This is a genomic window from Enterobacter cloacae complex sp. 402C9, from assembly GCF_050030745.1.
Taxonomy (GTDB): domain Bacteria; phylum Pseudomonadota; class Gammaproteobacteria; order Enterobacterales; family Enterobacteriaceae; genus Enterobacter; species Enterobacter intestinihominis.
In genome coordinates this window covers 4,510,790-4,536,588 of sequence record NZ_JBLGUW010000001.1, presented here as the reverse complement: position 1 = coordinate 4,536,588, position 25,799 = coordinate 4,510,790, and the positions used below count along the sequence as shown (strand labels likewise).

20 protein-coding genes are annotated in these 25,799 nt (G+C 55.5%); 11 read left to right on the top strand and 9 right to left on the bottom strand.

Going from position 1 to position 25,799, the window contains the following annotated elements:
* Window positions 1-456 (top strand): 4Fe-4S dicluster domain-containing protein, encoded by a 456-nt coding sequence (locus ACQG1K_RS21595; RefSeq protein WP_023298857.1) that lies wholly within the window; start codon window positions 1-3, stop codon window positions 454-456.
* A gap of 7 nt (window positions 457-463) precedes the next feature.
* On the opposite strand, the gene avtA is transcribed toward ACQG1K_RS21595, so the two are convergent.
* Both avtA and ACQG1K_RS21585 read right to left on the bottom strand, forming a co-directional pair.
* Window positions 464-1,717, bottom strand: coding sequence for a valine--pyruvate transaminase (gene avtA / locus ACQG1K_RS21590; protein WP_022649751.1), 1,254 nt, complete (start codon window positions 1,715-1,717; stop codon window positions 464-466).
* Between the two features lie 241 nt (window positions 1,718-1,958).
* Window positions 1,959-3,989, bottom strand: a complete 2,031-nt coding sequence (locus ACQG1K_RS21585; RefSeq protein WP_367076299.1) for an alpha-amylase — start codon at window positions 3,987-3,989, stop codon at window positions 1,959-1,961.
* A 313-nt stretch (window positions 3,990-4,302) separates the two neighbouring features.
* Here ACQG1K_RS21585 and ACQG1K_RS21580 point away from each other — a divergent pair, with 313 nt between their 5' ends.
* Window positions 4,303-5,127: a protein bax gene (locus ACQG1K_RS21580; RefSeq protein WP_022649749.1), complete on the top strand. Its 825-nt coding sequence runs from the start codon at window positions 4,303-4,305 to the stop codon at window positions 5,125-5,127.
* Window positions 5,128-5,162: 35 nt separating this feature from the next.
* On the opposite strand, the gene xylR is transcribed toward ACQG1K_RS21580, so the two are convergent.
* From xylR to xylF, 4 genes are all read right to left on the bottom strand, one after another.
* Window positions 5,163-6,341: a D-xylose utilization transcriptional activator XylR gene (gene xylR / locus ACQG1K_RS21575; protein ID WP_038416899.1), complete on the bottom strand. Its 1,179-nt coding sequence runs from the start codon at window positions 6,339-6,341 to the stop codon at window positions 5,163-5,165.
* 34 nt (window positions 6,342-6,375) lie between these two features.
* Window positions 6,376-7,557 (bottom strand): xylose ABC transporter permease XylH, encoded by a 1,182-nt coding sequence (xylH, locus tag ACQG1K_RS21570; RefSeq protein WP_023298853.1) that lies wholly within the window; start codon window positions 7,555-7,557, stop codon window positions 6,376-6,378.
* Complete coding sequence (locus tag ACQG1K_RS21565) at window positions 7,535-9,076, bottom strand: xylose ABC transporter ATP-binding protein (RefSeq protein WP_367076302.1); 1,542 nt, start codon at window positions 9,074-9,076, stop codon at window positions 7,535-7,537. The genes xylH and ACQG1K_RS21565 overlap by 23 nt, the downstream gene beginning before the upstream one ends.
* A gap of 72 nt (window positions 9,077-9,148) precedes the next feature.
* Window positions 9,149-10,141, bottom strand: coding sequence for a D-xylose ABC transporter substrate-binding protein (xylF, locus tag ACQG1K_RS21560; RefSeq protein WP_022649746.1), 993 nt, complete (start codon window positions 10,139-10,141; stop codon window positions 9,149-9,151).
* Window positions 10,142-10,512: 371 nt separating this feature from the next.
* Here xylF and xylA point away from each other — a divergent pair, with 371 nt between their 5' ends.
* Both xylA and xylB read left to right on the top strand, forming a co-directional pair.
* Window positions 10,513-11,835 (top strand): xylose isomerase, encoded by a 1,323-nt coding sequence (gene xylA, locus ACQG1K_RS21555; RefSeq protein ID WP_026080557.1) that lies wholly within the window; start codon window positions 10,513-10,515, stop codon window positions 11,833-11,835.
* Window positions 11,836-11,894: 59 nt separating this feature from the next.
* Window positions 11,895-13,349: a xylulokinase gene (gene xylB / locus ACQG1K_RS21550; RefSeq protein ID WP_367076304.1), complete on the top strand. Its 1,455-nt coding sequence runs from the start codon at window positions 11,895-11,897 to the stop codon at window positions 13,347-13,349.
* 52 nt (window positions 13,350-13,401) lie between these two features.
* On the opposite strand, the gene ACQG1K_RS21545 is transcribed toward xylB, so the two are convergent.
* Window positions 13,402-14,397, bottom strand: a complete 996-nt coding sequence (locus ACQG1K_RS21545) for an acyltransferase (protein WP_022649743.1) — start codon at window positions 14,395-14,397, stop codon at window positions 13,402-13,404.
* 184 nt (window positions 14,398-14,581) lie between these two features.
* Here ACQG1K_RS21545 and ACQG1K_RS21540 point away from each other — a divergent pair, with 184 nt between their 5' ends.
* From ACQG1K_RS21540 to glyS, 3 genes are all read left to right on the top strand, one after another.
* Window positions 14,582-14,887: a YsaB family lipoprotein gene (locus tag ACQG1K_RS21540; protein ID WP_022649742.1), complete on the top strand. Its 306-nt coding sequence runs from the start codon at window positions 14,582-14,584 to the stop codon at window positions 14,885-14,887.
* A 160-nt stretch (window positions 14,888-15,047) separates the two neighbouring features.
* Window positions 15,048-15,959, top strand: coding sequence for a glycine--tRNA ligase subunit alpha (gene glyQ / locus ACQG1K_RS21535; RefSeq protein ID WP_003860141.1), 912 nt, complete (start codon window positions 15,048-15,050; stop codon window positions 15,957-15,959).
* 9 nt (window positions 15,960-15,968) lie between these two features.
* Complete coding sequence (gene glyS, locus ACQG1K_RS21530) at window positions 15,969-18,038, top strand: glycine--tRNA ligase subunit beta (RefSeq protein WP_367076306.1); 2,070 nt, start codon at window positions 15,969-15,971, stop codon at window positions 18,036-18,038.
* Between the two features lie 189 nt (window positions 18,039-18,227).
* Here glyS and fadA read toward each other — a convergent pair whose 3' ends face one another.
* A complete protein-coding gene (fadA, locus tag ACQG1K_RS21525; protein WP_155025107.1) occupies window positions 18,228-19,391 on the bottom strand; it encodes an acetyl-CoA C-acyltransferase FadA in 1,164 nt (387 codons plus the stop codon).
* A 9-nt stretch (window positions 19,392-19,400) separates the two neighbouring features.
* Window positions 19,401-21,590: a fatty acid oxidation complex subunit alpha FadB gene (gene fadB, locus ACQG1K_RS21520; protein ID WP_023307160.1), complete on the bottom strand. Its 2,190-nt coding sequence runs from the start codon at window positions 21,588-21,590 to the stop codon at window positions 19,401-19,403.
* A gap of 190 nt (window positions 21,591-21,780) precedes the next feature.
* On the opposite strand from fadB, the gene pepQ reads away from it, so the two are divergent.
* The 4 genes from pepQ to hemG are packed head-to-tail and all read left to right on the top strand — an operon-like array spanning window position 21,781 to window position 25,775.
* Window positions 21,781-23,112, top strand: coding sequence for a Xaa-Pro dipeptidase (pepQ, locus tag ACQG1K_RS21515; protein ID WP_426721016.1), 1,332 nt, complete (start codon window positions 21,781-21,783; stop codon window positions 23,110-23,112).
* Window positions 23,112-23,726, top strand: a complete 615-nt coding sequence (locus tag ACQG1K_RS21510; RefSeq protein WP_015572737.1) for an IMPACT family protein — start codon at window positions 23,112-23,114, stop codon at window positions 23,724-23,726. Before pepQ ends, ACQG1K_RS21510 begins: the two co-directional genes overlap by 1 nt.
* A 41-nt stretch (window positions 23,727-23,767) precedes the next feature.
* The gene (gene trkH / locus ACQG1K_RS21505; RefSeq protein WP_022649737.1) at window positions 23,768-25,219 is read left to right on the top strand and encodes a Trk system potassium transporter TrkH; all 1,452 of its coding nucleotides are present in this window, start codon (window positions 23,768-23,770) and stop codon (window positions 25,217-25,219) included.
* 10 nt (window positions 25,220-25,229) lie between these two features.
* Window positions 25,230-25,775, top strand: a complete 546-nt coding sequence (hemG, locus tag ACQG1K_RS21500; RefSeq protein ID WP_022649736.1) for a menaquinone-dependent protoporphyrinogen IX dehydrogenase — start codon at window positions 25,230-25,232, stop codon at window positions 25,773-25,775.
* The last annotated feature ends 24 nt before the right edge of the window (window positions 25,776-25,799 follow it).

Genomic DNA, 25,799 nt, shown 5'->3' with positions numbered 1-25,799 from the left:
ATGAACCGATTTATTCTGACGGATCCTGAAAAATGTATCGGGTGCCGCACCTGTGAGGTGGCGTGCATGATGTCGCATCAAAGCAGCGCCACGCCAGAAGCGTTTACGTCACGTATCCGCGTGGTTAAGGGGGGAACCTTCACCACAGCCGTGGGCTGCCATCAGTGTGAAGATGCGCCCTGCGCGAATGTCTGCCCGACGGGGGCCATTCACCGTGCTGCGGGAGCCTGGCTCGTTGAGCAGGCTCGCTGTATCGGCTGCAAAAGCTGTATGGTGGCGTGCCCGTTCGGGGCAATGCAGGTTCGGGTTGTGGGAGATCGCGTTCAGGTGCTGAAATGTGATTTGTGCATGCATCGCGAGGGCGGTCCCGCCTGCGTCGAAGCCTGTCCCACCCACGCGCTGCGCTGCATAGACCCCGCCAGACTACGCGCGGAACGGCTGCGTAATCTGGCCTGAGGTTTTATTAACCGGCCTCGCGCCAGGCGTTCTCAATCTCTTCGGCGAGAATTTTCACACCCGCTTCGATTTTTTCCGGGTCCGGGACGTAGTTCATGCGCATGCACTGGTGCGTATGCGGCCACGGCTTATCCAGACCCGGGAAGAAGTAATCCCCCGGGACCATCAGCACGCCACGCTTTTTCAGACGCTGATAAAGCAGCTCTGTCGTAATGGGCAGATCCTTAAACCACAGCCACAGGAAAATTGCCCCTTCCGGTTTATGGATCAGGCAGCGTTCCTCCGGTAAGTAGCGGCGAAGGATGGCGATAGTTTCCTGAACGCGCTGAGAGTAAAACGGCTTGATCACCTCATTTGACAGGCGCAGCAGGTCGTTACGCCTGATCATCTCGCACATCATCGCCGGGCCGATGCCGCCAGGGGAAAGGCTGATAATGCCGTTCATGTTGGTAATGGCGGTGATGATTTTCTCGTTAGCAATGATAATGCCGCAGCGGCTGCCCGGCAGGCCCAGCTTGGAGAGGCTCATGCAGAGGATGATGTTCGGGTTCCACAGCGGACGCGCTTCGCTGAAGATGATCCCCGGGAACGGTACGCCATAGGCGTTATCGATCACCAGCGGGATGCCGTGCTGATTCGCCAGCGCATCCAGCTTCATCAGCTCGTCGTCGGTGATCACGTTCCCCGTCGGGTTGGTGGGACGAGATACGCAGATCATGCCCGTCTCTTCACCGATATGAAGATGTTCAAAATCGACGTGATATTTGAACTGGCCCTCTGGCAACAACTCGATATTCGGACGTGCGGAAACAAACAGGTCTTCTTCGAGGCCGGCATCGGCATAGCCGATATACTCCGGTGCCAGCGGGAACAGCACTTTTTTCGTGGTGCCGTCGGCGCGGCGTCCGGCGAACAGATTGAATAAGTAGAAAAACGCGCTCTGACTGCCGTTTGTCAGTGCAATGTTCTGTGGTTCGATATCCCAACCCAGCGCTTCCCGCAGCATTGTCGCCAGAAGCGTCAGTAGTTCTGTTTTACCCTGAGGGCCGTCGTAATTACATAGCGCATCGGTTGCTTTACCGTTTTCCAGCATGTCTGCCAGCAGCGTCTGGAAGTAGGTGTTCATCTCCGGAATTTGAGCCGGGTTTCCACCGCCAAGCATGATAGCGCCTGGGGTGCGCAGCCCGTCGTTGAGGTCCTCCATCAGGCGGGTAATGCCTGAATGGCGGGTAAATTTGTCGCCGAATTGTGAAAACGTCATAGCAGGTGATCTGTCGGGCTTAATATGAAAGGCAGTAACCATAACGCCAGCACCGTGTTGGTGCAAATCGGCGGATGTGGTCGGATTTGTTGTTTTGTATGGTGGAGAGGGATTATTGCAGTGAATCGTTCTGATGAATGTCTCCTCACCCCGGCCCTCTCCCCAAAGGGGCGAGGGTGAAAGACCGCACCGTGCAATCCCCTTGCCCCTTAGGGGAGAGGATTAGGGTGAGGGGGCTGTTCTACTGATTACCCGCCCACACCACCATCACCTTATCGCCCTTGTGCTCGCGCACAAAGCCGTAGCCTTCTTTCATTGACAGCGTTGTTTGCTTGCCTTCACCCACAGCCGGATGACGGGCGCGGAACTGCCCCAGAAGCTGCCAGTGGGCGACAGTTAACGCCTGTTTACCCGTGACGTCCTGCCAGTTCATATCCGAACGGGTTCCCTGTAGCGGATCGGAGCCCGTCGGACCTAATGGACGCTCTGATTCATCGCCGTAATAGATCTGCACGCTTCCCGGCGCCAGCAGCAGTAACTCAGCGGCGCGCTGACCCCCTTCACGGAACAGACGCGTATCGTGGGAGGAGAGATAGCTCAGCACATTAAAACTTTGCAGCTTTTCTGCCATTTGCTGCCAGGTCAAATCCATATCTGCCAGACAGTCCACTGCTTTCGCCGCCTGCTCCTGATAGTCAAAGTTGATCATCGCATCGAAGCCGTGACGGTAATAATCGCTCTGCATCACGCCGTGGCCCCAGGACTCACCGGTCATCCAGAACGGCGCATCGTCGAGTTTTTTGTCCGGGTTGGCGGCCTTCCACGCGGCCAGCGCCTGGCTGGCCTGGTCTTTCAGTTGCTGCCAGGCTTCATGCTCAACGTGTTTGGCGGTATCGACCCGGAAACCGTCGATGCCGTAGTCACGTACCCACTGGCTAAGCCAGTGGGTCAGGTAATCTCGCGGCGTGAAATTCGTCATCACTTTCGCGTTGGTGTCGGGCTTGTGTTGATAAAAGTTCGGCAAACCTGACGGGGTTTTTGATTCCGTTTTCAGATCCGGCAGGAAGGCCAGGGACATGGTCAAGTCGTCAAAGCCCGGGTTGTCGTAATCACCGATATCGGTACGGATCCATTTTTTACCCCACCATTTTTCCCATGCGGCTTTGTCACTGAAGTTGATGTAATCGTTGAAGCTGTGCCAGCTTTGACCCGCGCCTGGCTTCCAGTCAGTCCAGCGTTCGCCGAGCGTTTTTTTCAGCTCATCTCCCTGTAAATAGAGTGCGCCAAACTGATATTCCTGCATATCTGCAAGCGTCGCATAGCCCGCGTGGTTCATGACAACGTCAAACAGGACGCGGATACCGCGCCTGTGCGCGTCGTCGACAAGCTGGCGTAAATCATCTTCGTTGCCCATGTTGGCGTCGAGTTTCGTCCAGTCCTGGGTGTAATAACCGTGATACGCGTAGTGGGGGAAATCCCCTTTGGTGCCGCCGCCAACCCAGCCGTGGATCTGCTCCAGCGGGGAGCTTATCCAGAGCGCATTCACGCCCAGTTGCTGAAGGTAATCCAGTTTGCTGGTAAGCCCTTTCAGATCGCCGCCGTGGAAAGTACCTATCTCCTGCATACCATCTTTATGGCGGCCATAGCTGTTGTCGTTGGTGGGGTCGCCATTCACGAAGCGATCGGTCAGCACGAAATAGACGGTGGCGTTTTGCCAGCTGAACGGCGCGGGTTTGTCCGTTTCGGCGCGCTCAAGCAGCAGCAGGCCATTGCTGTTGGCGGCTGGCTGAAGAGTCACTTTGCCATTTTGAACGGTCGCGGTCTGTTTGCTGTAAAAATCACGCACCACCGTGCCTTCCGGGAACGTGTTAACGACGTCGATCGTGAGCGGTTTGCCGTCCCACTTCGGGCACCGGCGGGTAACGTTTGCGACAGGCTGTGGCGCCGCACTTTGTACCGTCAGCATCAGCGTCGGCGTTCCAGAGCGCGTATCAATACGCATCTGATAAACGCCGTCACGGAATAATCGCCACTGCGGTGGCGTGCCTTCGCACGGTTTGAGCGACAGCATCTCGTTGAGCTTAATGGCCTTTGTCGGCTGCCAGCACGCGTTGTCAAGACTCAACGTCAGTGGACGGGTACCCTTCGCAAGCGTTGCCTGGCTGGTAAAGACGCCGGTACCTTCAGCGTTGAATGCGTCAAATCCCGGCGATGACCAGTCGGCATGCGCGAATGCGGGTAACATCAGAACAGCTAATGCAGTGCGTTTCATTCCATTTTCCTGTCGCGGCATTTTTGACCAGTGTGCCATTCGGCTCAGGGGAAAAACTCCTCCTCTGAGGCTTTCTGCCAGGAGGACGCGTAGGGATGAGTGATCCCGCGCAAAATTAGGCAGTTATCTGCGATATCGCGCACATTTTTCCAGTGTTGGTGCTTTAATGAGCATGTTCCGGATGACATAGTTTCGGAATTGGACTATTTATAGACGTGCTCTTGAAGACTATTTTTGGTACGATTTGAGATTCCGCTCTCAAATTTTGAAGAAAATAAGGTGTTGGAATGCTTATATCCGACCAGGAGACCTAATGATATCGACTCCCATTCGACGATATGGGGCCGCGATACTCATGTTACTCACCATGGCATTTTCAGGTGAGGTGCTTGCAAAGACGCACACGGATACAACGAGTAAGAAAGCCCACGTAATAAAGACGACAAGCAGTAAGGTTAGCAGTAAACAAGAGTATTCTCGCAATAGTGCAAAGAGTAGTTCACTTCCTGATTTGCGAAAATACCCTTCCGGGACACCAAGGAAAAAAGCGTTTCTCCGGACGGTAATGCCTTACATTAAAAGTCAAAATGCCGCGATTACTGCGGATCGTAACTGGCTGATCGCCAAACAGTACGATAGCCGCTGGTCGCCGTCTGAGCGCACTCGCCTGAAAGACATCGCCAAACGCTATAAAGTGAAGTGGAGCGGGAACACGCGTCGTGTGCCGTGGAACACTCTGTTAGAGCGTGTGGACATTATTCCAGGCAGTATGGTCGCGACAATGGCCGCCGCCGAAAGCGGTTGGGGCACCTCGAAGCTGGCGCGCAACAACAACAATCTGTTTGGCATGAAATGCGCAAAAGGTCGTTGTACTAATGCACCCGGCAAGGTGAAGGGCTATTCACAGTTTGAATCGGTGAAAGATTCCGTGAATGCCTATGTGGTGAATCTGAACACCCACCCGGCCTACTCTTCGTTCCGTAAGTCACGCGCGCAGCTGCGTAAGGCGGATCAGGAAGTGACGGCCACGGCGATGATCCACAAGCTGAAAGGTTATTCCACCCAGGGACAGCGCTACAACAACTACCTGTTCTCAATGTACCAGGATAACCAGCGTCTGATTGCCGCACATATGTAATGAAAAACGCCTTCCACTGGAAGGCGTTCTTTTTTCTAGAGCAGGACTTCACTGTACCGTTCCCGGTACTCCTTCGGCGTGGTGTCATACTCTTTCCTGAACACCGAATAGAAATACTGAAGCGACGGATAGCCGCACATCTGTGAAATCTCGTTGATCGACAGCGAGGTGGAGATCAGCAGACTGCGCGCTTTCTCCAGCTTTTCCGCATGGATCACGGCGTGGATCGTCTCACCGACTTCCTCTTTAAACCGCTTCTCCAGATTCGAACGTGAAATGCCGACCGAATCCAGCACCTGATCGACCTTAATCCCTTTGCAGGCATGATTGCGAATGTAGTGCATCGCCTGAATCACGGCCGGATCGTTTAAGGAACGGTAGTCAGTTGAGCGACGCTCGACCACGCGAACGGGCGGAACCAGCAGACGCTGGAGCGGCAGGGATTCGTTGTCTAACAGTCGGTGCAGCAGCTTCGCGGCCTGATAGCCCATCTGACGGGTACCCTGCGCCACGGATGAGAGCGCCACGCGCGACAGATAGCGCGTAAGCTCTTCGTTATCAATACCAATCACGCACAGCTTTTCAGGCACAGGAATATGCAAATGTTCGCACACCTGTAATACGTGGCGGGCGCGGGCGTCCGTCACGGCGATAATCCCTGTCTGGGGCGGCAGCGTTTGCAGCCAGTCAGCCAGGCGATTCTGTGCGTGCTGCCAGTTTTCCGGCGCGGTTTCCAGCCCCTGATAAACGACGCCGCGATACTTCTCCTGGGCAACCAGCTGGCAGAAGGCATACTCACGCTCCATCGCCCAGCGCTTTCCGCTGGTGGCGGGCAATCCGTAAAACGCAAAACGATGGACGCCTTTCTCCTTTAAATGGAGGAAGGCGGTCTCAACCAGGGCATGGTTATCCGTGGCGATGTAGTGAACGGGGGGGTAATGTTCCGCTGAATGGTAAGAGCCGCCAACGCCCACGATAGGTACGTCGACGCCACTCAGCAACTGTTCAATCACGGGGTCGTCAAAGTCAGCGATAACCCCGTCTCCCAGCCAGTCTTTGATGTTCTCCAGACGGGTACGGAAATCTTCTTCGATGAAAATATCCCATTCGGATTGCGACGCCTGCAAATATTCACCAACCCCCTCAACCACCTGACGGTCATAGGCTTTGTTGGCATTGAATAACAACGTAATGCGGTGACGCTTTTCAAACATGGCTCACTTTCCCAAATTAGTCACGATACGGTTCTCAGGCGCGCCGCTTGGTGGCAGAGTCCATCCAGACTGCCAGCAAAAGAATGGCCCCTTTGACGATATACTGCCAAAACGTCGGCACGTCCATCATACTCATCCCGTTATCCAGCGAAGCCATAATAAATGCGCCCATCACCGCCCCCGCCACGCTGCCAATACCTCCGGCGAGGCTGGTCCCGCCAATCACGCAGGCGGCGATGGCATCCAGCTCGGCAATATTACCGGCAGACGGGGAACCCGCACCCAGTCGCGAGCTGAGGATCAGCCCCGCGATGGCTACCATCAGGCCGTTGATGGCAAAGACGGCGAGTTTGGTGCGCTCGACGTTGATACCAGATAAACGCGCGGCTTCAAGATTGCCGCCGATAGCATAAATACGGCGACCGAATGCGGTACGTGTGGCCATAAACATCCCACCTAACAGCAACAGCGCCAGCAGCAGAACGGGCGTTGGGACACCGCGATAATCGTTTAGCAGCCAGATGGCTCCCAGCACAATCACCGCAGTAAGCGCCTGACGGCCGACAACCGAGGTTGAGGCAGGCGAGGCCAGCCCCAGCGCCTGGCGACGCATGCGTCCTCGCCATTGCCACGCGACAAACGCCATCAGCCCAACCACACCGATCGTAAAACCGACGCCATCAGAGAGGTAGCTTTGGCCAATCTGGGACATCGAGGCGCTGGTCGGGGAGACGGTAGTGCCGCTGGTGATCCCAATCAGAATACCGCGGAAGGCCAGCATCCCTGCTAAGGTGACAATAAACGACGGGACTTTACGGTAGGCCACCCACCAGCCGTTCCACGCACCCAGCAGCAGACCCAGTACCAGCGTGACCACAATCGTCAGCGGCAACGGCCAGCCGAGCCAGACGTCAAAAATTGCCGCCACGCCGCCGAGCAGACCCATCATCGACCCTACCGACAGGTCAATTTCCGCTGAGATAATCACAAAGACCATCCCCACCGCCAGGATCCCGGTGATGGCGGTCTGACGCAGCAGGTTAGAGACGTTACGTGCGCTCAAATAGGAGCCATCGGTCATCCAGGTAAAGAACAACATGATGACGATAATGGCGGCAATCATTACAAAAACTTGCAGATTCAGCGATTTAAGTCCTGCGAACGCACCGGGCGTCGGAACAGCGACTTTGATATCAGACGGGTTGCTTTTCGACATGGCGTTCGCTCCTTAAGGCAGCTTCCATCACCTGCTCTTGCGTCAGGTTCTGGTTGTTCAGGTTGGCTTTGAGTTTCCCTTCATGCATGACCAGCACGCGGTCGCTCAGCCCCAGCACTTCAGGCAATTCGGACGAGATAACAATGACGGCAATCCCTTGCTGCACAAGCTGGTTGATCAGCTTGTAGATTTCATACTTCGCGCCGATATCGATCCCGCGCGTGGGTTCGTCCAGAATTAAAATGCGCGGATTAAGCAACAGGCAGCGTGCCAGAATCGCTTTCTGCTGGTTGCCGCCGCTCAGGCGACCTATCGCCAGTTCCGGCGAGGAGGTTTTCACCTTGAGCCTGGCAAGTGACTGAAGTATACACTGCTGTTCTGCGGCATCATCCAGGCTGCTCAGCGCGCCGGAAAACTGGCTGAGCGCCGCCAGCGTGATATTTTTTCCCACCGCCATGACCGGCACGATGCCGTCTTTTTTGCGGTCTTCGGGCACCATAGCAATGCCTTTGGCAATGGCCTGCTGGCAGTTGTCGATTTTTACCGGCTGACCGTCGATATAAATTTTGCCTTCCCAGCGCCCCGGCCAGACGCCAAACAGACACTGCACGGCCTCGGTTCTTCCGGCACCCACTAAACCCGCAATACCGAGAATTTCGCCGCGGTGCAGCGAGAAGGAGAGGTTATCCACGCGCTTGATGTGGCGGTGAACGGGATGCCACGCCGTCAGGTTTTCCACGCGCAGGAGTTCTTCGCCTATGGTGTGTGGTTCGTTGGGATACAGTGCGGTGAGCTCGCGACCCACCATCATGGTGATGATGTCATCTTCGCTCATGCCTTCTGCTTCACGCGTGCCAATGTGCTGCCCGTCGCGGATGACGCAGATGGTGTCGGAAATAGCTTTCACCTCATTGAGCTTGTGCGAAATATAGATGCAGGCGATACCGTGGTTTTGCAGGTCGCGGATGATATTGAGCAGAACGGCGGTTTCCTGTTCGGTGAGCGAGGCGGTTGGCTCGTCGAGGATCAGCAGGCGTACCTGTTTATTTAGCGCCTTGGCGATCTCCACCAGCTGCTGCTGGCCCAAACCTAAGTCGCCCACGCGCGTATCCGGTGAGATAGCGAGACTCACCTGGGCCAGCAGTTTTTCGCAGCGCAGCGTCATGGTGTCGTAATCCAGTACGCCGTGGCGCGAGAGTTCGGCCCCAAGAAAGATATTTTCCAGCACGGTAAGGTGCTTCACCAGCGCCAACTCCTGGTGAATGATAGCGATGCCTTTACGTTCGGTATCACGAATGTGCGTGGCCTGAAGCACCTCACCGGCAAAGACGATTTCGCCCTCGTAGCTGCCGTGCGGATAGATCCCGCACAGCACCTTCATCAGCGTGGATTTCCCCGAGCCGTTTTCGCCGCACAGCGACATCACTTCGCCGGGGTTCAGCCGCAGGCTTACGTTGTCGACCGCTTTCACCGCTCCGAAGGCTTTGGTGATGCTTTTCATTTCAAGTAAATAAGACATAACTGCTCCGCATAGCCCGACAGATGAACAGGGCAGGTCGATGCGCCCCCGCCGGGCAGGGGCTGCGCTGGATTACAGTTCACTCTTCTTATGGAAACCGTCTTTCACCACCGTGGCGTCAATATTCTCTTTGTTGACTTCGATAGGGGTAAGCAGGCGAGCTGGCACGTCTTTCAGGCCGTTATTTAACGTCGCGTCTGCTTTAGGTTGCTGGCCATTTCCCAGCTCAACGGCAATTTCGGCGGCGGTATTGGCAAGCTCGGTAATGGGCTTATAGACCGTCATAGTCTGGGTACCCGCGATAATGCGTTTTACACCCGCAAGGTCGGCGTCCTGTCCGGAAATAGCGACTTTCCCGGCCAGACCCTGCGCGCTCAGCGCCTGAATGGCGCCCCCCGCAGTGGCGTCGTTAGAGGCCACCACTGCATCGATTTTGTTGTTATTTGCGGTCAACGCGTTTTCCATAATTTTCAGCGCGTTTTCCGGTAACCAGCCGTCAGCCCACTGATCGCCGACGACTTTAATTTTGCCCTCGTCGATATACGGCTTCAGCACTTTCATTTGTCCCTGACGGAACAGTTTGGCGTTGTTATCCACAGGCGAGCCGCCCATAAGGAAATAATTCCCTTGAGGCACTTTTGCGATCAGGCTTTTAGCCTGTAATTCACCCACCTTTTCATTGTCGAACGAAATATAATAATCAATATCCGCATTATTAATCATGCGGTCATAAGCCAGGACTTTTATGCCTTCCTGTTTTGCTTCTTTCACCACGTTGCTTAATACCTGGCCGTTATACGGGATAATGACCAGCACATCGACGCCACGGTTGATCATATTCTCAATTTGCGACATTTGCGTCTCTTCGTTGCCGTTAGCGGACTGAACGAACACCTCCGCACCGAGAGATTCCGCTTTTTTAACAAAGATATCGCGATCTTTTTGCCAGCGCTCCAGGCGTAAGTCATCAATCGCCATGCCGATTTTGACCTCTTTGGCGTGGCCGGCAAAGCTTGCAAGCAGGAGAGTAGTGCAGAGCGTTAGGGTCAGGTTCTTTATCTTCATAATTATTAGGCCTTTTTGTAGGGGTATGTGTAGCTGAGATAAAAGAAACATTCACTGCTGAGACGCAGCAAATTTTTAACGTGGAAAGGCCTGCTGGCAATTACAGATTTTTATCTTCTCATTACGATATTTGGTTTATTTCTGAATTTATGACCGCGATCGGATTTTAAAAAGCGTAACCTATTAATTACATTTGATTCTGGAATGCGCGCCGAAAAATAGTTTGTCTGCACATTATTTTGCGAGCCAGCGCACAATTGCGCATTCTCTCAATAGCAGTGTGAAATAACGTAATTGAGCAACCTCCAATGTCTATTCACTATTACTCCAGAAGCAAGACCACGCCGCATACCCTGATTATGGAGCTCAATATGCAAGCTTATTTCGACCAACTCGATCGCGTTCGTTTCGAAGGCACGAAAACGACCAATCCTTTAGCATTTCGTCACTACAACCCGGATGAGCTGGTGCTGGGTAAGCGCATGGAAGATCACTTGCGCTTTGCCGCCTGCTACTGGCACACCTTCTGCTGGAACGGTGCCGATATGTTCGGCGTGGGCTCTTTTGACCGTCCATGGCAACAGCCGGGCGAGGCCATTGAGCTGGCGAAGCGTAAAGCCGACGTCGCGTTCGAGTTCTTCCATAAGCTGAACGTACCGTACTACTGTTTCCACGATGTTGACGTGTCGCCGGAAGGGGCGTCGCTGAAAGAGTATCTGAACAATTTTGCGCAGATGGTCGACGTGCTGGCTGAAAAACAGCAGCAAAGCGGCGTGAAGCTGCTCTGGGGTACGGCTAACTGCTTTACCAACCCTCGCTATGGCGCGGGCGCGGCAACCAACCCGGACCCGGAAGTCTTCAGCTGGGCGGCAACCCAGGTGGTGACTGCGATGAACGCCACGCATCAGTTGGGTGGCGAGAACTACGTTCTCTGGGGCGGTCGTGAAGGCTATGAAACGCTGCTGAATACTGACCTGCGCCAGGAGCGCGAGCAGATTGGCCGCTTTATGCAGATGGTGGTGGACCACAAGCACAAAATCGGCTTCCGCGGTACGCTGCTGATTGAGCCAAAACCACAGGAGCCAACCAAGCATCAGTACGACTACGATGTCGCCACCGTGTATGGCTTCCTGAAGCAGTTTGGTCTGGAAAAAGAGATCAAAGTGAACATTGAGGCTAACCACGCCACGCTGGCGGGCCACTCGTTCCATCACGAAATCGCCTCTGCGATTGCGCTGGGCATCTTCGGATCGGTGGATGCGAACCGCGGCGATCCGCAGCTGGGCTGGGATACCGACCAGTTCCCGAACAGCGTCGAAGAGAATGCGCTGGTGATGTACGAAATCATCAAAGCGGGCGGTTTCACCACCGGCGGCCTGAACTTCGACGCCAAAGTGCGTCGCCAGAGCACCGACAAATACGATCTGTTCTACGGGCATATTGGCGCGATGGACACCATGGCGCTGGCGCTGAAGGTGGCGGCCCGTATGATTGAAGACGGTGAGCTGGATAAGCGCGTGGCGAAGCGCTACAGCGGCTGGAACAGTGAGCTGGGCCAGCAAATTTTGAAAGGTCAGTTATCGCTTGCGGAGATCGCGAAGTACGCTGAACAGCATCAGTTGGCACCGCAGCATCAGAGCGGCCATCAGGAACTGCTGGAAAACCTGGTCAATCACTACCTGTTCGATAAATAACAGCATCCAGGCCCGGTAAGCGCAGCGCCACCGGGCATTTCTGTCAAAGGAGTCACCACATGTATATCGGGATCGATCTTGGCACGTCGGGGGTGAAAGCCATCCTGTTAAGCGAGCAGGGCGATGTGTTAGCCACGCAGACTGAAAAGTTGCAGGTTTCACGCCCGCAGCCACTTTGGTCGGAACAAGATCCGGAGCAGTGGTGGCAGGCGACGGACCGCGCGATGAAAGCCTTAGGTGAGCAGCACAGCCTGCGCGACGTGAAAGCGCTGGGCATTGCCGGGCAAATGCATGGCGCCACGCTGCTGGATAGCCAGCATCGCGTTCTGCGCCCGGCTATTCTCTGGAACGATGGCCGCTGTGCGGAAGAGTGCGCGATCCTTGAGGAGTGTGTGCCTGCGTCCCGCGAGATTACGGGCAATCTGATGATGCCCGGTTTTACCGCGCCAAAACTCCTGTGGGTGCAGCGCCATGAGCCTGAGATTTTTCGCCAGGTGGCGAAAGTTCTGTTGCCGAAAGACTACCTTCGTTTTCGCATGACGGGGGATTTTGCCAGCGACATGTCTGACGCCGCGGGCACGATGTGGCTCGACGTGGCGAAACGGGACTGGAGCGAAGCGATGCTGGATGCCTGCCAGCTGACGCGCGATCATATGCCTGCGCTGTTTGAAGGCAGTGATATCACGGGCGCTTTGCAGCCTTCTGTTGCTGAACGCTGGAATATGCCAGCCGTACCTGTCGTTGCCGGCGGTGGCGATAATGCGGCGGGTGCGGTCGGCGTGGGGATGGTGGAGACAGGACAGGCCATGCTCTCGCTCGGCACTTCCGGCGTCTATTTTGCCGTCAGTGACGGCTATCGTAGTAACCCTGAAAGCGCCGTACACAGCTTCTGCCACGCGTTGCCGGGTAAATGGCATTTGATGTCGGTGATGCTGAGCGCGGCTTCCTGCCTCGACTGGGCGGCAAAGCTGACCGGAATGGCGGACGTCCCGGCGCTTATCGCAGCGGCACAGCAGGCGGATGATACTGCCGGTGCGGTCTGGTTTTTACCGTACCTTTCAGGCGAGCGGACGCCGCATAACAACCCGGAAGCGAAAGGGGTCTTCTTCGGCCTTACCCATCAGCACGGCCCGGCAGAGCTGGCGCGCGCGGTGCTTGAAGGGGTCGGTTATGCGCTGGCGGACGGCATGGATGTCGTGCATGACTGTGGCCTGACGCCATCCAGCATTACGTTAATTGGCGGCGGGGCACGAAGCAGCTACTGGCGGCAAATGCTTTCCGATATCAGCGGGTTGCAGTTGGACTATCGTACTGGGGGAGATGTTGGTCCGGCGCTCGGTGCGGCACGGCTTGCGCAAATTGCGCTGAACCGGGATAAACCACTGCCCCAGCTTTTGCCCCAGCTGCCGCTTGAACAGCAGCATCGTCCTGATGCGAAAAATCATGCTCGCTACGCTGAAAGACGAGACGTTTTCCGCAAAATCTATCAGCAGCTTTTACCGCTAATGTCATAAACAGGAGCCGGGTGGCGCTAACGCTTACCCGGCCTGCCAGCCTTCAACCGGGTTAGCTCACAAACCTGCGTGTATCGATGCGTTGCAGCAGCATTGAGAGCAGCAGGCTGACAACCAGCGTAACGGTAAATATCCAGACAATATCCAGCACCGGCCAGCTTTTAAGCTCAACGCCGCGGGTGCGCAGGGCGTGGATCACCAGCGCGTGAAAACCGTAAATGCCCAGCGAGTGGCGAGAGATAAACCCCAGCACCGGAAGCGGGCGGGCATTCAGGGTGTTTTTAAACAGGGTCAGCAGCGAAACCGCGCAGATAAAGACCATCGGCCCGCAGTAGAGATACCAGGTATCGGCAAAGTTTCCGCGCCATTGCAGCTCGTGCAGCGTCCCTCGAGAGATAATAAACACACCGGCGATAAATGCTGCCGCGCAAAGCCAGTTTATTCCTCTCTTTTGCGTCTCCATCATGCCGATGGCGCGCCCCAGCATGCCGTACAGCACGTAATAAAACGTATCGCCGTTGATATAGAGGTTAACGGGCAGCCATTCAAAGCCATCAATTTTCTGTGAGACGGTATTCGGGTTTGCCACGATCCCGATTATTACCATCAAGGCCAGCAGCATTTTACCGCTAACGTTTTTTACCTGAATTAACGGCGAAACCAGATAGATAACCATTATCGCGAAGAAAAACCACAGATGATAGAACACCGGTTTTTGCAACAAATTGAGCAGGGAACGTTCAGCATTAATTGAAGTGAACAGGATGATATAGAGCAGCGAAATGGCGCTGTAAAACAGCAAACAGGAGACAATACGGATGAAATGTCTCGGCTGCGCGCTACGCTCGCCAAAAAAGAGAAAACCGGAAATCATAAAGAACAGCGGGACGCTCACGCGTGAGGCTGAGTTCAGAATATTGGCGACATCCCAGTTAACAGGGCTGATACTGTGCGCGTTCGTGACATACCAGGTCGTAGTGTGGATCATCACCACCATCAGACAGGCTATTCCCCGCAGGTTATCAATCCAGTTAATTTTAGACTGCATCAGTTCCTCTGTATTCCTGATAAAGAAAGTGTGACTGCGATTGCGTAAAACTTTTCCCTTGGAAAATTCTGAGTTTAACCAGGCTGTCTTGTCGGGAGCTGGCGAGATTCGCAGAATGTTGAACATTAATCTATAAACGTGTTGCTACTAAAAATAACAGCCACTGACCAGGGCGGTAATAAAAATGATGATGAAGCGTGGGGCGTCACTCTTTCTGCTGCTTTTATTAGCAGGGTGCAGTGCTTCTCAGGAGGCTCCAGTCCAAAAAGCGCAGCAGGGGAAAATGAGCCCGGAGCGTTCCCTGAATATGGAACAGCTGTGCAGGGATCAGGCGGCTCACCGCTATAATTCCGAAGCACAGAAAATTCATATTAACGGCTTCGAGCGCTTTCAGGGCAGCTATGAACTGAAAGGCTATACGGCGCGTAAAGAGGGCTTTGTCTGCTCTTTTGATGCAGACGGCCAGTTTTTACATCTCTCAATGCGCTAAATTGCTCGTATAAGCAGCAACCAGAGCCTTCGCAGGTTCTGGCTGTAGGGCTTATTCCCCAATTTTCCCTAAACAACCCCGTTTCGTACTGTATATCTTGCAGCCAGCGGGTATACTGATCCCTTCCATTTAAAACCACACGTATCCAGCACGAAATACTATGCAAAAGTTTGATACCAAGACCTTCCAGGGCCTGATCCTGACCTTACAGGATTACTGGGCTCGTCAGGGCTGCACCATTGTTCAACCTTTGGACATGGAAGTTGGCGCAGGCACCTCACACCCGATGACCAGCCTGCGCGCGTTAGGGCCAGAGCCAATGGCGACCGCCTATGTTCAGCCATCCCGTCGTCCGACCGATGGCCGTTACGGCGAAAACCCGAACCGTTTGCAGCACTACTATCAGTTCCAGGTGGTGATTAAGCCATCACCCGACAACATTCAGGAACTGTACCTCGGGTCATTGAAAGAGCTGGGTATGGATCCGACCATTCACGACATTCGTTTCGTGGAAGATAACTGGGAAAACCCAACGCTGGGTGCCTGGGGTCTGGGTTGGGAAGTGTGGCTGAACGGCATGGAAGTGACCCAGTTCACCTACTTCCAGCAGGTTGGCGGTCTGGAATGTAAACCGATCACCGGCGAAATCACCTATGGTCTGGAACGTCTGGCCATGTACATTCAGGGCGTAGACAGCGTTTACGACCTGGTCTGGAGCGACGGCCCGCTGGGTAAAACCACCTACGGCGACGTGTTCCATCAGAACGAAGTGGAGCAATCCACCTATAACTTCGAATACGCGGACGTGGACTTCCTGTTCACCTGCTTCGAGCAGTACGAGAAAGAAGCCCAGCAGCTGCTGGCGCTGGAGACTCCGCTGCCTCTGCCTGCCTACGAGCGTATTCTGAAGGCTGCCCACAGCTTCAACCTGCTGGATGCCCGCAAAGCGATCTCCGTGACTGAACGTCAGCGCTACATTCTGCGTATTCGTACCCTGACCAAAGCCGTTGCTGAAGCTTACTACGCGTCCCGTGAAGCCCTTGGCTTCCCGATGTGCAACCGAAACAAATAAGAGGCGGCCATGTCTGAGAAAACTTTCCTGGTGGAAATCGGCACTGAAGAGCTGCCACCAAAAGCCCTGCGCAGCCTGGCTGAATCTTTCGCTGCGAACGTCACTGCTGAGCTGGATAACGCTGGCCTGGCGCACGGTAAAATTGAGTGGTTTGCTGCACCGCGTCGTCTGGCGCTGAAAGTGGCAAATCTGGCGGCGTCTCAGCCGGATCGCGAAGTTGAAAAACGTGGCCCGGCCATTGCCCAGGCGTTCGACGCGGAAGGCAAGCCGAGCAAAGCGGCTGAAGGCTGGGCGCGCGGCTGCGGTATCACCGTCGATCAGGCCGAACGTCTGACCACCGACAAAGGTGAATGGCTGCTGTATCGTGCCCATGTGAAAGGCGAAAGCGCGGAAGCGCTGCTGCCAGATATGATTGCGACCTCGCTGGCTAAGCTGCCGATTCCTAAGCTGATGCGCTGGGGCGCGTCTGACGTTCACTTTGTGCGTCCGGTTCACACCGTGACCCTGCTGCTGGGCGATACCGTTATTCCGGCGACCATTCTGGGCGTGGCGTCCGATCGCGTGATCCGCGGCCACCGCTTTATGGGCGAGCCGGAGTTCACCATCGACAATGCTGATCAGTACCCGCAGATCCTGCTGGAGCGCGGTAAGGTCATTGCTGACTACGAACAGCGTAAAGCCAAAATCAAAGCTGACGCCGAAGAAGCGGCGCGCAAAATTGGCGGTAATGCCGATCTGAGCGATAGCCTGCTGGAAGAAGTGACCTCTCTGGTCGAATGGCCGGTTGTGCTGACCGCGAAATTCGAAGAGAAATTCCTGGCCGTTCCGGCTGAAGCGCTGGTGTACACCATGAAGGGTGACCAAAAGTACTTCCCGGTTTACGCCAACGACGGCCAGCTGCTGCCAAACTTCATCTTCGTCGCGAACATCGAATCGAAAGATCCGAGCCAGATTATCTCCGGTAACGAGAAAGTGGTGCGTCCACGTCTGGCGGACGCCGAGTTCTTCTTCAACACCGACCGTAAAAAACGTCTGGAAGATAACCTGCCGCGTCTGCAAACCGTACTCTTCCAGCAGCAGCTGGGTACGCTGCGCGACAAGACTGACCGTATCGCGGAGCTGTCCGGCTGGATTGCCCGTGAAATTGGCGCCGACGTTAACCACGCTACCCGCGCGGGCCTGCTCTCCAAGTGCGACCTGATGACCAATATGGTGTTCGAATTTACCGACACCCAGGGCGTGATGGGCATGCACTACGCGCGTCATGACGGCGAAGCGGAAGACGTGGCTGTGGCCCTGAACGAGCAGTATCAGCCGCGCTTTGCCGGTGACGATCTGCCGTCTAACCCGGTTGCCTGCGCCGTGGCGATTGCCGATAAGATGGACACCCTGGCGGGTATCTTCGGTATCGGTCAGCATCCGAAAGGCGACAAAGACCCGTTTGCGCTGCGTCGTGCTGCGCTGGGCGTGCTTCGCATCATCGTAGAGAAGAACCTCAATCTCGATCTGCAAACGCTGACCGAAGAAGCGGTCCGTCTGTACGGCGATAAGCTGACCAACGCGAAGGTTGTGGATGATGTTATCGACTTTATGCTCGGTCGTTTCCGCGCGTGGTATCAGGACGAAGGTTACTCCGTTGATACCATTCAGGCGGTGCTGGCGCGTCGTCCGACCCGTCCGGCAGATTTCGATGCGCGTATGAAGGCGGTATCCCACTTCCGTACGCTGGAAGCGGCGTCTGCGCTGGCCGCGGCCAACAAGCGTGTATCCAACATCCTCGCGAAATCCGACGAGTCGCTGAACGAACGCGTAAACGCTGCAACCCTGAAAGAGCCGGAAGAGATTTCTCTGGCGATGCAGGTTGTGGTGCTGCGCGACAAGCTGGAGCCGTATTTCGCGGAAGGTCGCTACCAGGAAGCACTGGTGGAGCTGGCGGAGCTACGTGACGTCATCGATGCCTTCTTCGAGAAGGTGATGGTGAATGTGGAAGATAAAGAGCTGCGTATTAACCGTCTCTCGATGCTTGAGAAACTGCGTGAGCTGTTCCTGCGCGTGGCGGATATTTCGCTGCTGCAATAATGTAAAAAACCCGCCCCTGACAGGCGGGAAGAACGGCAACTAAACTGTCTCTCTTCGCCAATGGCGCCATAACTGCGTTGGCTGCGCTCGTTCACCCGAATCACTTACTAATGTAAGCTCATCGGGATTCGCTCGCTTGCCGCCTTGTTCTGACGTCATTGGCTTTAAGATACTTTTCCTTATTTACATTTACACTCTCTCAAACACCGTCGCGATCCCCTGACCCAACCCGATACACATCGTCGCCAGTCCGAACTGGGCATCTTTGCGTTCCATCAGGTTGATCAGCGTGGTGCTGATACGCGCCCCGGAGCAGCCCAGCGGGTGACCGAGGGCGATCGCGCCGCCATTGAGGTTAATCTTCTCGTCGATCTGATCCATCAGCCCCAGATCTTTAATGCACGGCAGGATCTGCGCGGCGAACGCTTCATTCATCTCAAAGAGGTCGATATCATTTGCGCTCAGCCCCGCTTTTTTCAGCGCCAGTCTTGACGCCGGGACCGGACCGTAACCCATGATGGAAGGATCGCAGCCCACTACTGCCATCGAACGCACGCGGGCGCGTGGCGTCAGGCCTAATTCGCGGGCGCGGCTTTCGCTCATCACTAACATGGCGGCGGCACCGTCGGACAGGGCAGACGAGGTGCCCGCCGTTACCGTGCCGGTGACCGGATCAAACGCCGGACGCAGGGTAGAAAGCGCTTCAACAGTGGTTTCAGGACGGATAACTTCGTCGTAGCTGAACTGCTTCAGTACGCCGTCTGCGTCGTGACCGCCGGTTGGGATGATCTCATTCTTAAAGGCACCAGACTGCGTGGCGGCCCAGGCGCGGGCATGCGAGCGCGCGGCAAAGGCATCCTGCATTTCACGGCTGATGCCGTGCAGACGGGAGAGCATCTCGGCGGTCAGGCCCATCATACCGGCGGCTTTCGCCACGTTACGGCTCATGCCCGGATGGAAATCGACCCCGTGGCTCATCGGCACGTGGCCCATGTGCTCCACGCCGCCCACCAGACAGGCCTGCGCATCGCCGGTCATGATCATCCGTGCCGCGTCGTGCAGCGCCTGCATCGACGAACCGCAAAGACGGTTGACGGTGACCGCCGGAACCGAATGCGGGATCTCCGCCAGCAGAGACGCGTTACGGGCGATGTTGAAACCCTGCTCCAGCGTCTGCTGGACGCAGCCCCAGTAAATATCGTCCAGCGCAGCAGGGTCCAGCGCCGGGTTACGCGCCAGCAGGCTACGCATCAGGTGCGCCGAGAGATCTTCCGCACGCACGTTACGGAATGCACCGCCTTTTGAACGGCCCATCGGGGTGCGAATTGCATCAACAATGACAACCTTTTCCATTGTGACTCCTTAAGCCGTTTTCAGCGTGCCAACCGGACGGGCTGGCTCAACTGCTGGATAGTAGGGTTCGTTATGGCGCGCTTTGTTACGCAGACCTTCCGGCACCTCATAAAGCGGACCGAGGTGCTGATATTGCTGAGCCATATCGAGATAGCGAGCGCTGCCGAGCGTATCCAGCCAACGGAACGCGCCGCCGTGGAACGGAGGGAAGCCGAGGCCGTACACCAGCGCCATATCCGCTTCTGCCGGGCTGGCGATAATGCCTTCTTCGAGGCAACGCACTACTTCGTTGATCATCGGGATCATCATCCGGGCGATGATCTCATCGTCAGTGAAGTCGCGTTTTGGCTGACTGACGTCGGCCAGCAGGCCATCCACCGCCGGATCTTCTTCTTTCTTCGGTTTGCCTTTGCTGTCTTCTTTATAGCGCCAGAAGCCCAGACCGTTTTTCTGCCCAAAGCGGTTGGCGTCGAACAGGGCGTCAATGGCGTCGCGATAATCTTTCTGCATGCGCTGCGGGAAGCCCGCCGCCATCACCGCCTGCGCGTGATGGGCAGTGTCGATGCCGACAACGTCCAGCAGGTACGCCGGGCCCATCGGCCAGCCGAACTGTTTTTCCATCACTTTGTCGATTTTGCGGAAGTCTGCGCCGTCGCGCAGCAGCTGGCTGAAACCGGCGAAGTACGGGAACAGCACGCGGTTAACGAAGAAGCCCGGGCAGTCGTTAACGACGATTGGCGTTTTGCCCATCTTGCTCGCCCACGCCACCACTTTGGCGATGGTTTCGTCGGAGGTTTTTTCCCCTCGGATCACTTCGACCAGCGGCATGCGGTGCACCGGGTTAAAGAAGTGCATCCCGCAGAAGTTTTCCGGACGCTTCAGCACGCTTGCCAGCTCGCTGATAGGAATAGTGGAGGTGTTGGAGGCCAGTACGGTCTCAGGACGCACCTTGTCTTCGGTTTCGGCCAGCACCGCTTTTTTCACTTTCGGGTTCTCGACGACCGCTTCAACCACCACGTCCACACGGTCGAAACCGCTGTATTCCAGTACTGGCTGGATGGTGGAGATCACGCCTGCAAGCTTCAGACCGTCAATTTTGCCGCGCTCAAGCTGTTTATTCAGCAGCTTGGCCGCTTCGGTCATGCCCAGCGTCAGGGATTTCTCGTTGATGTCTTTCATCACTACCGGCACGCCTTTCCAGGCAGACTGGTAGGCGATGCCGCCACCCATAATGCCCGCTCCGAGTACCGCCGCGTGTTTTGGCGTTTCAACGTTTTTGGTGAGTTGTTTGGCTTTGCCCTTCACGAACTGATCGTTAAGGAAGATACCAACCAGCGCGCGGGCTTCGTTGGTGTGCGCCAGCGGGACAAAGCTCTGGTTTTCCAGCTTCAGGGCTTCATCACGGCCCAGACGGGCTGCCGCTTCAATGGTTTTCACCGCCGTGATCGGCGCCGGGTAGTGTTTACCCGCCGTCTGCATCACCATGCCCTTGGCGATGGTGAAGCTCATGGTGGCTTCAATTTTGCTGAGCTTCAACGGCTCCAGCTTTGGCTGACGTTTGGCTTTCCAGTCGAGATCGCCGTTAATCGCCTGACGCAGAATGGCGACAGCGCCTTCAATCAGTTTTTCAGGCTTAACCACGCCGTCCACCAGACCGATTTTCTGCGCCTGTTCCGCGCCGACATCTTTACCTGCGGCAATGATTTCCAGCGCGCTGTCGGCACCCAACATGCGCGGCATACGCACCGAGCCACCAAAGCCCGGCATAATGCCCAGTTTGGTTTCCGGCAGGCCGATGCGCAGGTCTGGGGTCGCCAGACGGTAATCAGTGGCTAACACGCATTCGCAGCCGCCGCCCAGCGCGTAACCGTTAACGGCAGAAAGGGTCGGGACAGGCAGATCTTCCAGACGATTAAAGACGCTGTTCGCAAAGTGCAGCCATTGGCTCAGCTGTTCTTCGGGCACCAGGAACAGCGACAGGAATTCGGTGATATCCGCGCCAACGATAAAGGCCGCTTTGTTGGAGCGCAGCAGCAGCCCTTTCAAATCTGATTGCTTTTCAAGTACATCCAGCGCCTGGCCAAGACTGGCCACCGTCGCGGTATCAAGCTTGTTCACTGAGCCGGGGGCATCGAACACCAGTTCGGCAATGCCATCTTCCAGCCAGTCTACGTACAGGGTGTCGCCTTTGTAGAGCATGTCGGTCTCCTGAATCCAGCAATTGGATCTGGTCATACCAGATGAAACGGAGTGTGGAATTTATGTTAATAAAATGCAAATTAGTCATTAAGAAATTGCTGCGCTGATCACGGTCGGTGGAAATCACGCAGCCGGAGTGAGGTGTGCTAAGATGCGATGACTTGAGGTCAAAAAAACGAAAGGAAGAATGATGGACTCACTGGCTTCGCTTTATAAAAATCATATCGTTACCCTACAGGAACGTACCCGCGATGTACTGGCCCGCTTCAAGCTGGATGCCCTGCTGATCCACTCCGGCGAGCTGATGAATACTTTTCTTGATGACCACGCTTATCCCTTCAAGGTTAACCCGCAGTTTAAAGCCTGGGTGCCTGTCACGCAGGTTCCAAATTGCTGGCTGCTGGTGGATGGCGTGAACAAGCCGAAACTGTGGTTCTACCTGCCGGTCGATTACTGGCACAACGTGGAGCCGCTGCCGACCTCATTCTGGACCGAAGAAATTGACGTGATTGCGCTGCCAAAAGCAGACGGCATTGGCAGCCAGTTGCCAGCGGCGCGTGGGAACATCGGCTACATTGGTCCGGTTCCTGAGCGTGCGCTGGGTCTGGATATTCCGGCAGATAAACTCAACCCGAAAGGCGTGCTGGATTATCTGCACTACTATCGCGCCTACAAGACCGACTACGAACTTTACTGCATGCGTGAAGCGCAAAAAACGGCGGTGAATGGCCACCGTGCGGCGCACGAAGCGTTCCAGTCCGGTATGAGCGAGTTCGATATCAATCAGGCCTACCTGACGGCGACCGGCCACCGCGATACCGACGTGCCGTACAGCAACATCGTGGCGCTGAATGAACATGCCTCGGTTCTGCACTACACCAAACTGGATCATCAGGTTCCGGCTGAGATGCGCAGCTTCCTGTTGGACGCGGGGGCTGAGTACAATGGCTATGCGGCAGACCTGACCCGTACCTGGGCGGCGAATGCGGATACTGATTTTGCGCAATTGATCAAAGACGTGAACGACGAACAGCTGGCGCTGATTGGCACCATGAAGGCCGGAACCAGCTATGTGGATTATCACATCCAGTTCCATCAGCGCATCGCTAAACTGCTGCGTAAGCATCAGATTGTCAAAGACATGAGCGAAGAGGCGATGGTTGAGAACGATTTGACCGGGCCATTTATGCCGCACGGTATCGGCCACCCGCTGGGTTTACAGGTTCATGACGTCGCGGGCTTTATGCAGAATGATACCGGTACGCACCTGGCGGCACCGTCTAAATATCCTTATCTGCGCTGCACCCGCGTTCTGGCGCCGCGTATGGTATTGACCATCGAGCCGGGTATCTACTTTATTGAATCCCTGCTGGCGCCGTGGCGCGAAGGGCAGTTCAGCAAGCACTTCAACTGGGAGAAAATTGAAGCGCTGAAGCCGTTTGGCGGCATTCGTATCGAAGATAACGTGGTTATTCACGAGAACAGCATTGAGAACATGACGCGAGATCTGAAGCTGGCCTGATGGAAAGCTGGCTGATACCGGCCGAGCCGGTCACCTTTGTTGAGGAAATCAAGAAAAGCCGCTTTATCACGCTGTTGGCGCATACTGACGGCGTGGAGGCGGCGAAGGCGTTCGTCGAGTCCGTCCGCGCGCAGCACCCCGATGCCCGCCATCACTGTGTGGCGTGGGTCGCAGGGCCGCCAGACGACTCACAGCAGCTCGGGTTTTCTGACGACGGTGAACCGGCGGGTACGGCCGGAAAACCGATGCTATCCCAGTTGATGGGCAGCGGCGTGGGTGAAATCACCGCCGTCGTGGTCCGCTACTACGGGGGCATTTTGTTAGGCACCGGAGGGCTGGTTAAGGCCTACGGAGGGGGTGTCCAGCAGGCGCTTAATCTGCTGATAACAACCCGCAAAACGCCACTTACGGAATATACTTTGTTATGCGATTACGCCCAGCTATCGGGTATCGAAGCACTGCTTAAACAGTTTAACGGCGTCATCGCACACAGTGATTATCAGGCAATGGTGCAATTACGCGTGGCGCTTCCTCAGGCGGAACTGGCTGCTTTTTCAGCAAAACTCGCTGATTTTAGTCGCGGTTCATTGCAATTACTGCCGATTGAAGAATAATCCCCACCTCACAATTTTGAATACCTAAGGAAGCGGCAGAGATGCATTTTCGTGCCATTACCCGAATCGTTGGATTGCTGGTCATACTTTTCTCCGGGACAATGATCATTCCCGGACTGGTGGCGCTCATCTACCGGGACGGCGCGGGGCGTGCATTTACGCAAACCTTTTTTGTCGCGCTGACGATTGGCTCCCTGCTGTGGTGGCCAAACCGCCGTGAGAAAGGTGAACTGAAATCCCGGGAGGGTTTTCTGATCGTGGTCCTGTTCTGGACGGTACTGGGAAGCGTGGGTGCGCTGCCGTTTATCTTCTCTGAACAACCGAATCTCACCGTCACGGATGCGTTTTTTGAATCGTTCTCCGGATTAACGACCACCGGGGCCACCACGCTTGTGGGGCTGGATTCACTCCCGCATGCAATTCTCTTTTACCGGCAGATGCTCCAGTGGTTCGGCGGTATGGGGATCATCGTGCTGGCGGTGGCTATCCTGCCGATTCTGGGCGTCGGGGGGATGCAGCTTTACCGGGCTGAAATGCCTGGCCCGTTGAAAGATAACAAGATGCGCCCGCGTATTGCGGAGACGGCGAAAACCCTTTGGCTTATTTATGTCCTGCTGACGGTGGCCTGCGCGCTGGCGCTGTGGTTTGCCGGGATGCCTGCGTTTGATGCCATCGGGCACAGCTTTGCCACTATCGCTATCGGCGGGTTCTCCACCCACGATGCCAGCGTTGGGTACTTCGACAGCCCGACGATCAATACCATCATTGCCATCTTTTTGCTGATCTCAGGCTGTAACTACGGTCTACACTTCTCGTTGCTTAGCGGCCGGAGCCTGAAGGTGTACTGGCGCGACCCGGAATTCCGGATGTTTATTGGCGTCCAGTTGACCCTGGTGATCATCTGTACCCTGGTACTGTGGTTCCACGATGTCTATAACTCGGCGGTCACGACCCTGAACCAGGCCTTCTTCCAGGTGGTATCGATGGCGACAACCGCCGGTTTCACCACGGACAGTATTGCGCGTTGGCCGCTGTTCCTGCCGGTGCTGCTGTTGTGCTCTGCGTTTATCGGCGGCTGTGCCGGGTCGACGGGCGGCGGCCTGAAGGTGATCCGTATTCTGCTGCTGTTCAAGCAGGGGAACCGTGAACTTAAACGTCTCGTCCACCCGAATGCGGTTTACAGCATCAAGCTGGGCAATCGTGCACTGCCGGAGCGTATCCTCGAAGCGGTGTGGGGATTCTTCTCCGCTTATGCGCTGGTCTTTATTGTCAGTATGCTGGCGATTATCGCCACGGGCGTGGATGATTTCTCTGCCTTCGCCTCTGTGGTGGCAACGTTAAACAACCTGGGGCCGGGGCTGGGTGTCGTGGCAGATAATTTCGCCAGTATGAACCCGGTGGCAAAGTGGATCTTAATCGCCAATATGCTGTTTGGTCGTCTTGAGGTCTTTACGCTGCTGGTGCTGTTTACCCCAACATTCTGGCGTGAGTAAGGAGACATTGGTGAAAACGTTAATTCTATTCTCAACGCGTGATGGGCAAACGCGTGAGATTGCTTCATATCTGGCTTCTGAACTCAAAGAGCTGGGCATTTATTCTGATGTGGTGAACCTGAATCGCACTGAACAGATTGCCTGGCAGGATTACGACCGTGTGGTCATTGGCGCTTCAATTCGTTACGGTCATTTCCATCCGGCGCTGGATCGCTTTGTGAAAAAGCATACGGCGGAGCTCGCTAAGCTGCCCGGCGCGTTTTACTCGGTCAACCTGGTTGCCCGTAAAGCAGAGAAGCGTACACCGCAGACTAACAGCTATACGCGCAAGTTTTTGCTGAGCTCGCCATGGCAGCCCGATATCTGTTCTGTCTTTGCGGGCGCGCTGCGTTACCCGCGTTACCGCTGGTATGACCGCTTTATGATCCGCCTGATCATGAAGATGACGGGCGGGGAAACGGATACGCGTAAAGAAGTGGTTTATACCGACTGGGATCAAGTGGCCAGTTTTGCCCGTGAAATTGCACGTTTAACGGACGATTCGCGGGTTAAATAAGCGTTGAGTTTGAAAAGTGAGCGA

What these genes read in the sequence shown, in the direction of transcription:
- ACQG1K_RS21580 (WP_022649749.1), top strand. Translation starts at nt 4,303, where the DNA reads ATGATATCGACTCCCATTCGACGATATGGGGCCGCGATACTCATGTTA.
- xylF (WP_022649746.1), bottom strand. Translation starts at nt 10,141, where the DNA reads ATGAAGATAAAGAACCTGACCCTAACGCTCTGCACTACTCTCCTGCTT.
- avtA (WP_022649751.1), bottom strand. Translation starts at nt 1,717, where the DNA reads ATGACGTTTTCACAATTCGGCGACAAATTTACCCGCCATTCAGGCATT.
- ACQG1K_RS21510 (WP_015572737.1), top strand. Translation starts at nt 23,112, where the DNA reads ATGGAAAGCTGGCTGATACCGGCCGAGCCGGTCACCTTTGTTGAGGAA.
- xylH (WP_023298853.1), bottom strand. Translation starts at nt 7,557, where the DNA reads ATGTCGAAAAGCAACCCGTCTGATATCAAAGTCGCTGTTCCGACGCCC.
- glyS (WP_367076306.1), top strand. Translation starts at nt 15,969, where the DNA reads ATGTCTGAGAAAACTTTCCTGGTGGAAATCGGCACTGAAGAGCTGCCA.
- xylA (WP_026080557.1), top strand. Translation starts at nt 10,513, where the DNA reads ATGCAAGCTTATTTCGACCAACTCGATCGCGTTCGTTTCGAAGGCACG.
- ACQG1K_RS21595 (WP_023298857.1), top strand. Translation starts at nt 1, where the DNA reads ATGAACCGATTTATTCTGACGGATCCTGAAAAATGTATCGGGTGCCGC.
- fadA (WP_155025107.1), bottom strand. Translation starts at nt 19,391, where the DNA reads ATGGAAAAGGTTGTCATTGTTGATGCAATTCGCACCCCGATGGGCCGT.
- xylR (WP_038416899.1), bottom strand. Translation starts at nt 6,341, where the DNA reads ATGTTTGAAAAGCGTCACCGCATTACGTTGTTATTCAATGCCAACAAA.
- ACQG1K_RS21565 (WP_367076302.1), bottom strand. Translation starts at nt 9,076, where the DNA reads ATGTCTTATTTACTTGAAATGAAAAGCATCACCAAAGCCTTCGGAGCG.
- pepQ (WP_426721016.1), top strand. Translation starts at nt 21,781, where the DNA reads ATGGACTCACTGGCTTCGCTTTATAAAAATCATATCGTTACCCTACAG.
- glyQ (WP_003860141.1), top strand. Translation starts at nt 15,048, where the DNA reads ATGCAAAAGTTTGATACCAAGACCTTCCAGGGCCTGATCCTGACCTTA.
- ACQG1K_RS21585 (WP_367076299.1), bottom strand. Translation starts at nt 3,989, where the DNA reads ATGAAACGCACTGCATTAGCTGTTCTGATGTTACCCGCATTCGCGCAT.
- trkH (WP_022649737.1), top strand. Translation starts at nt 23,768, where the DNA reads ATGCATTTTCGTGCCATTACCCGAATCGTTGGATTGCTGGTCATACTT.
- ACQG1K_RS21540 (WP_022649742.1), top strand. Translation starts at nt 14,582, where the DNA reads ATGATGATGAAGCGTGGGGCGTCACTCTTTCTGCTGCTTTTATTAGCA.
- ACQG1K_RS21545 (WP_022649743.1), bottom strand. Translation starts at nt 14,397, where the DNA reads ATGCAGTCTAAAATTAACTGGATTGATAACCTGCGGGGAATAGCCTGT.
- fadB (WP_023307160.1), bottom strand. Translation starts at nt 21,590, where the DNA reads ATGCTCTACAAAGGCGACACCCTGTACGTAGACTGGCTGGAAGATGGC.
- xylB (WP_367076304.1), top strand. Translation starts at nt 11,895, where the DNA reads ATGTATATCGGGATCGATCTTGGCACGTCGGGGGTGAAAGCCATCCTG.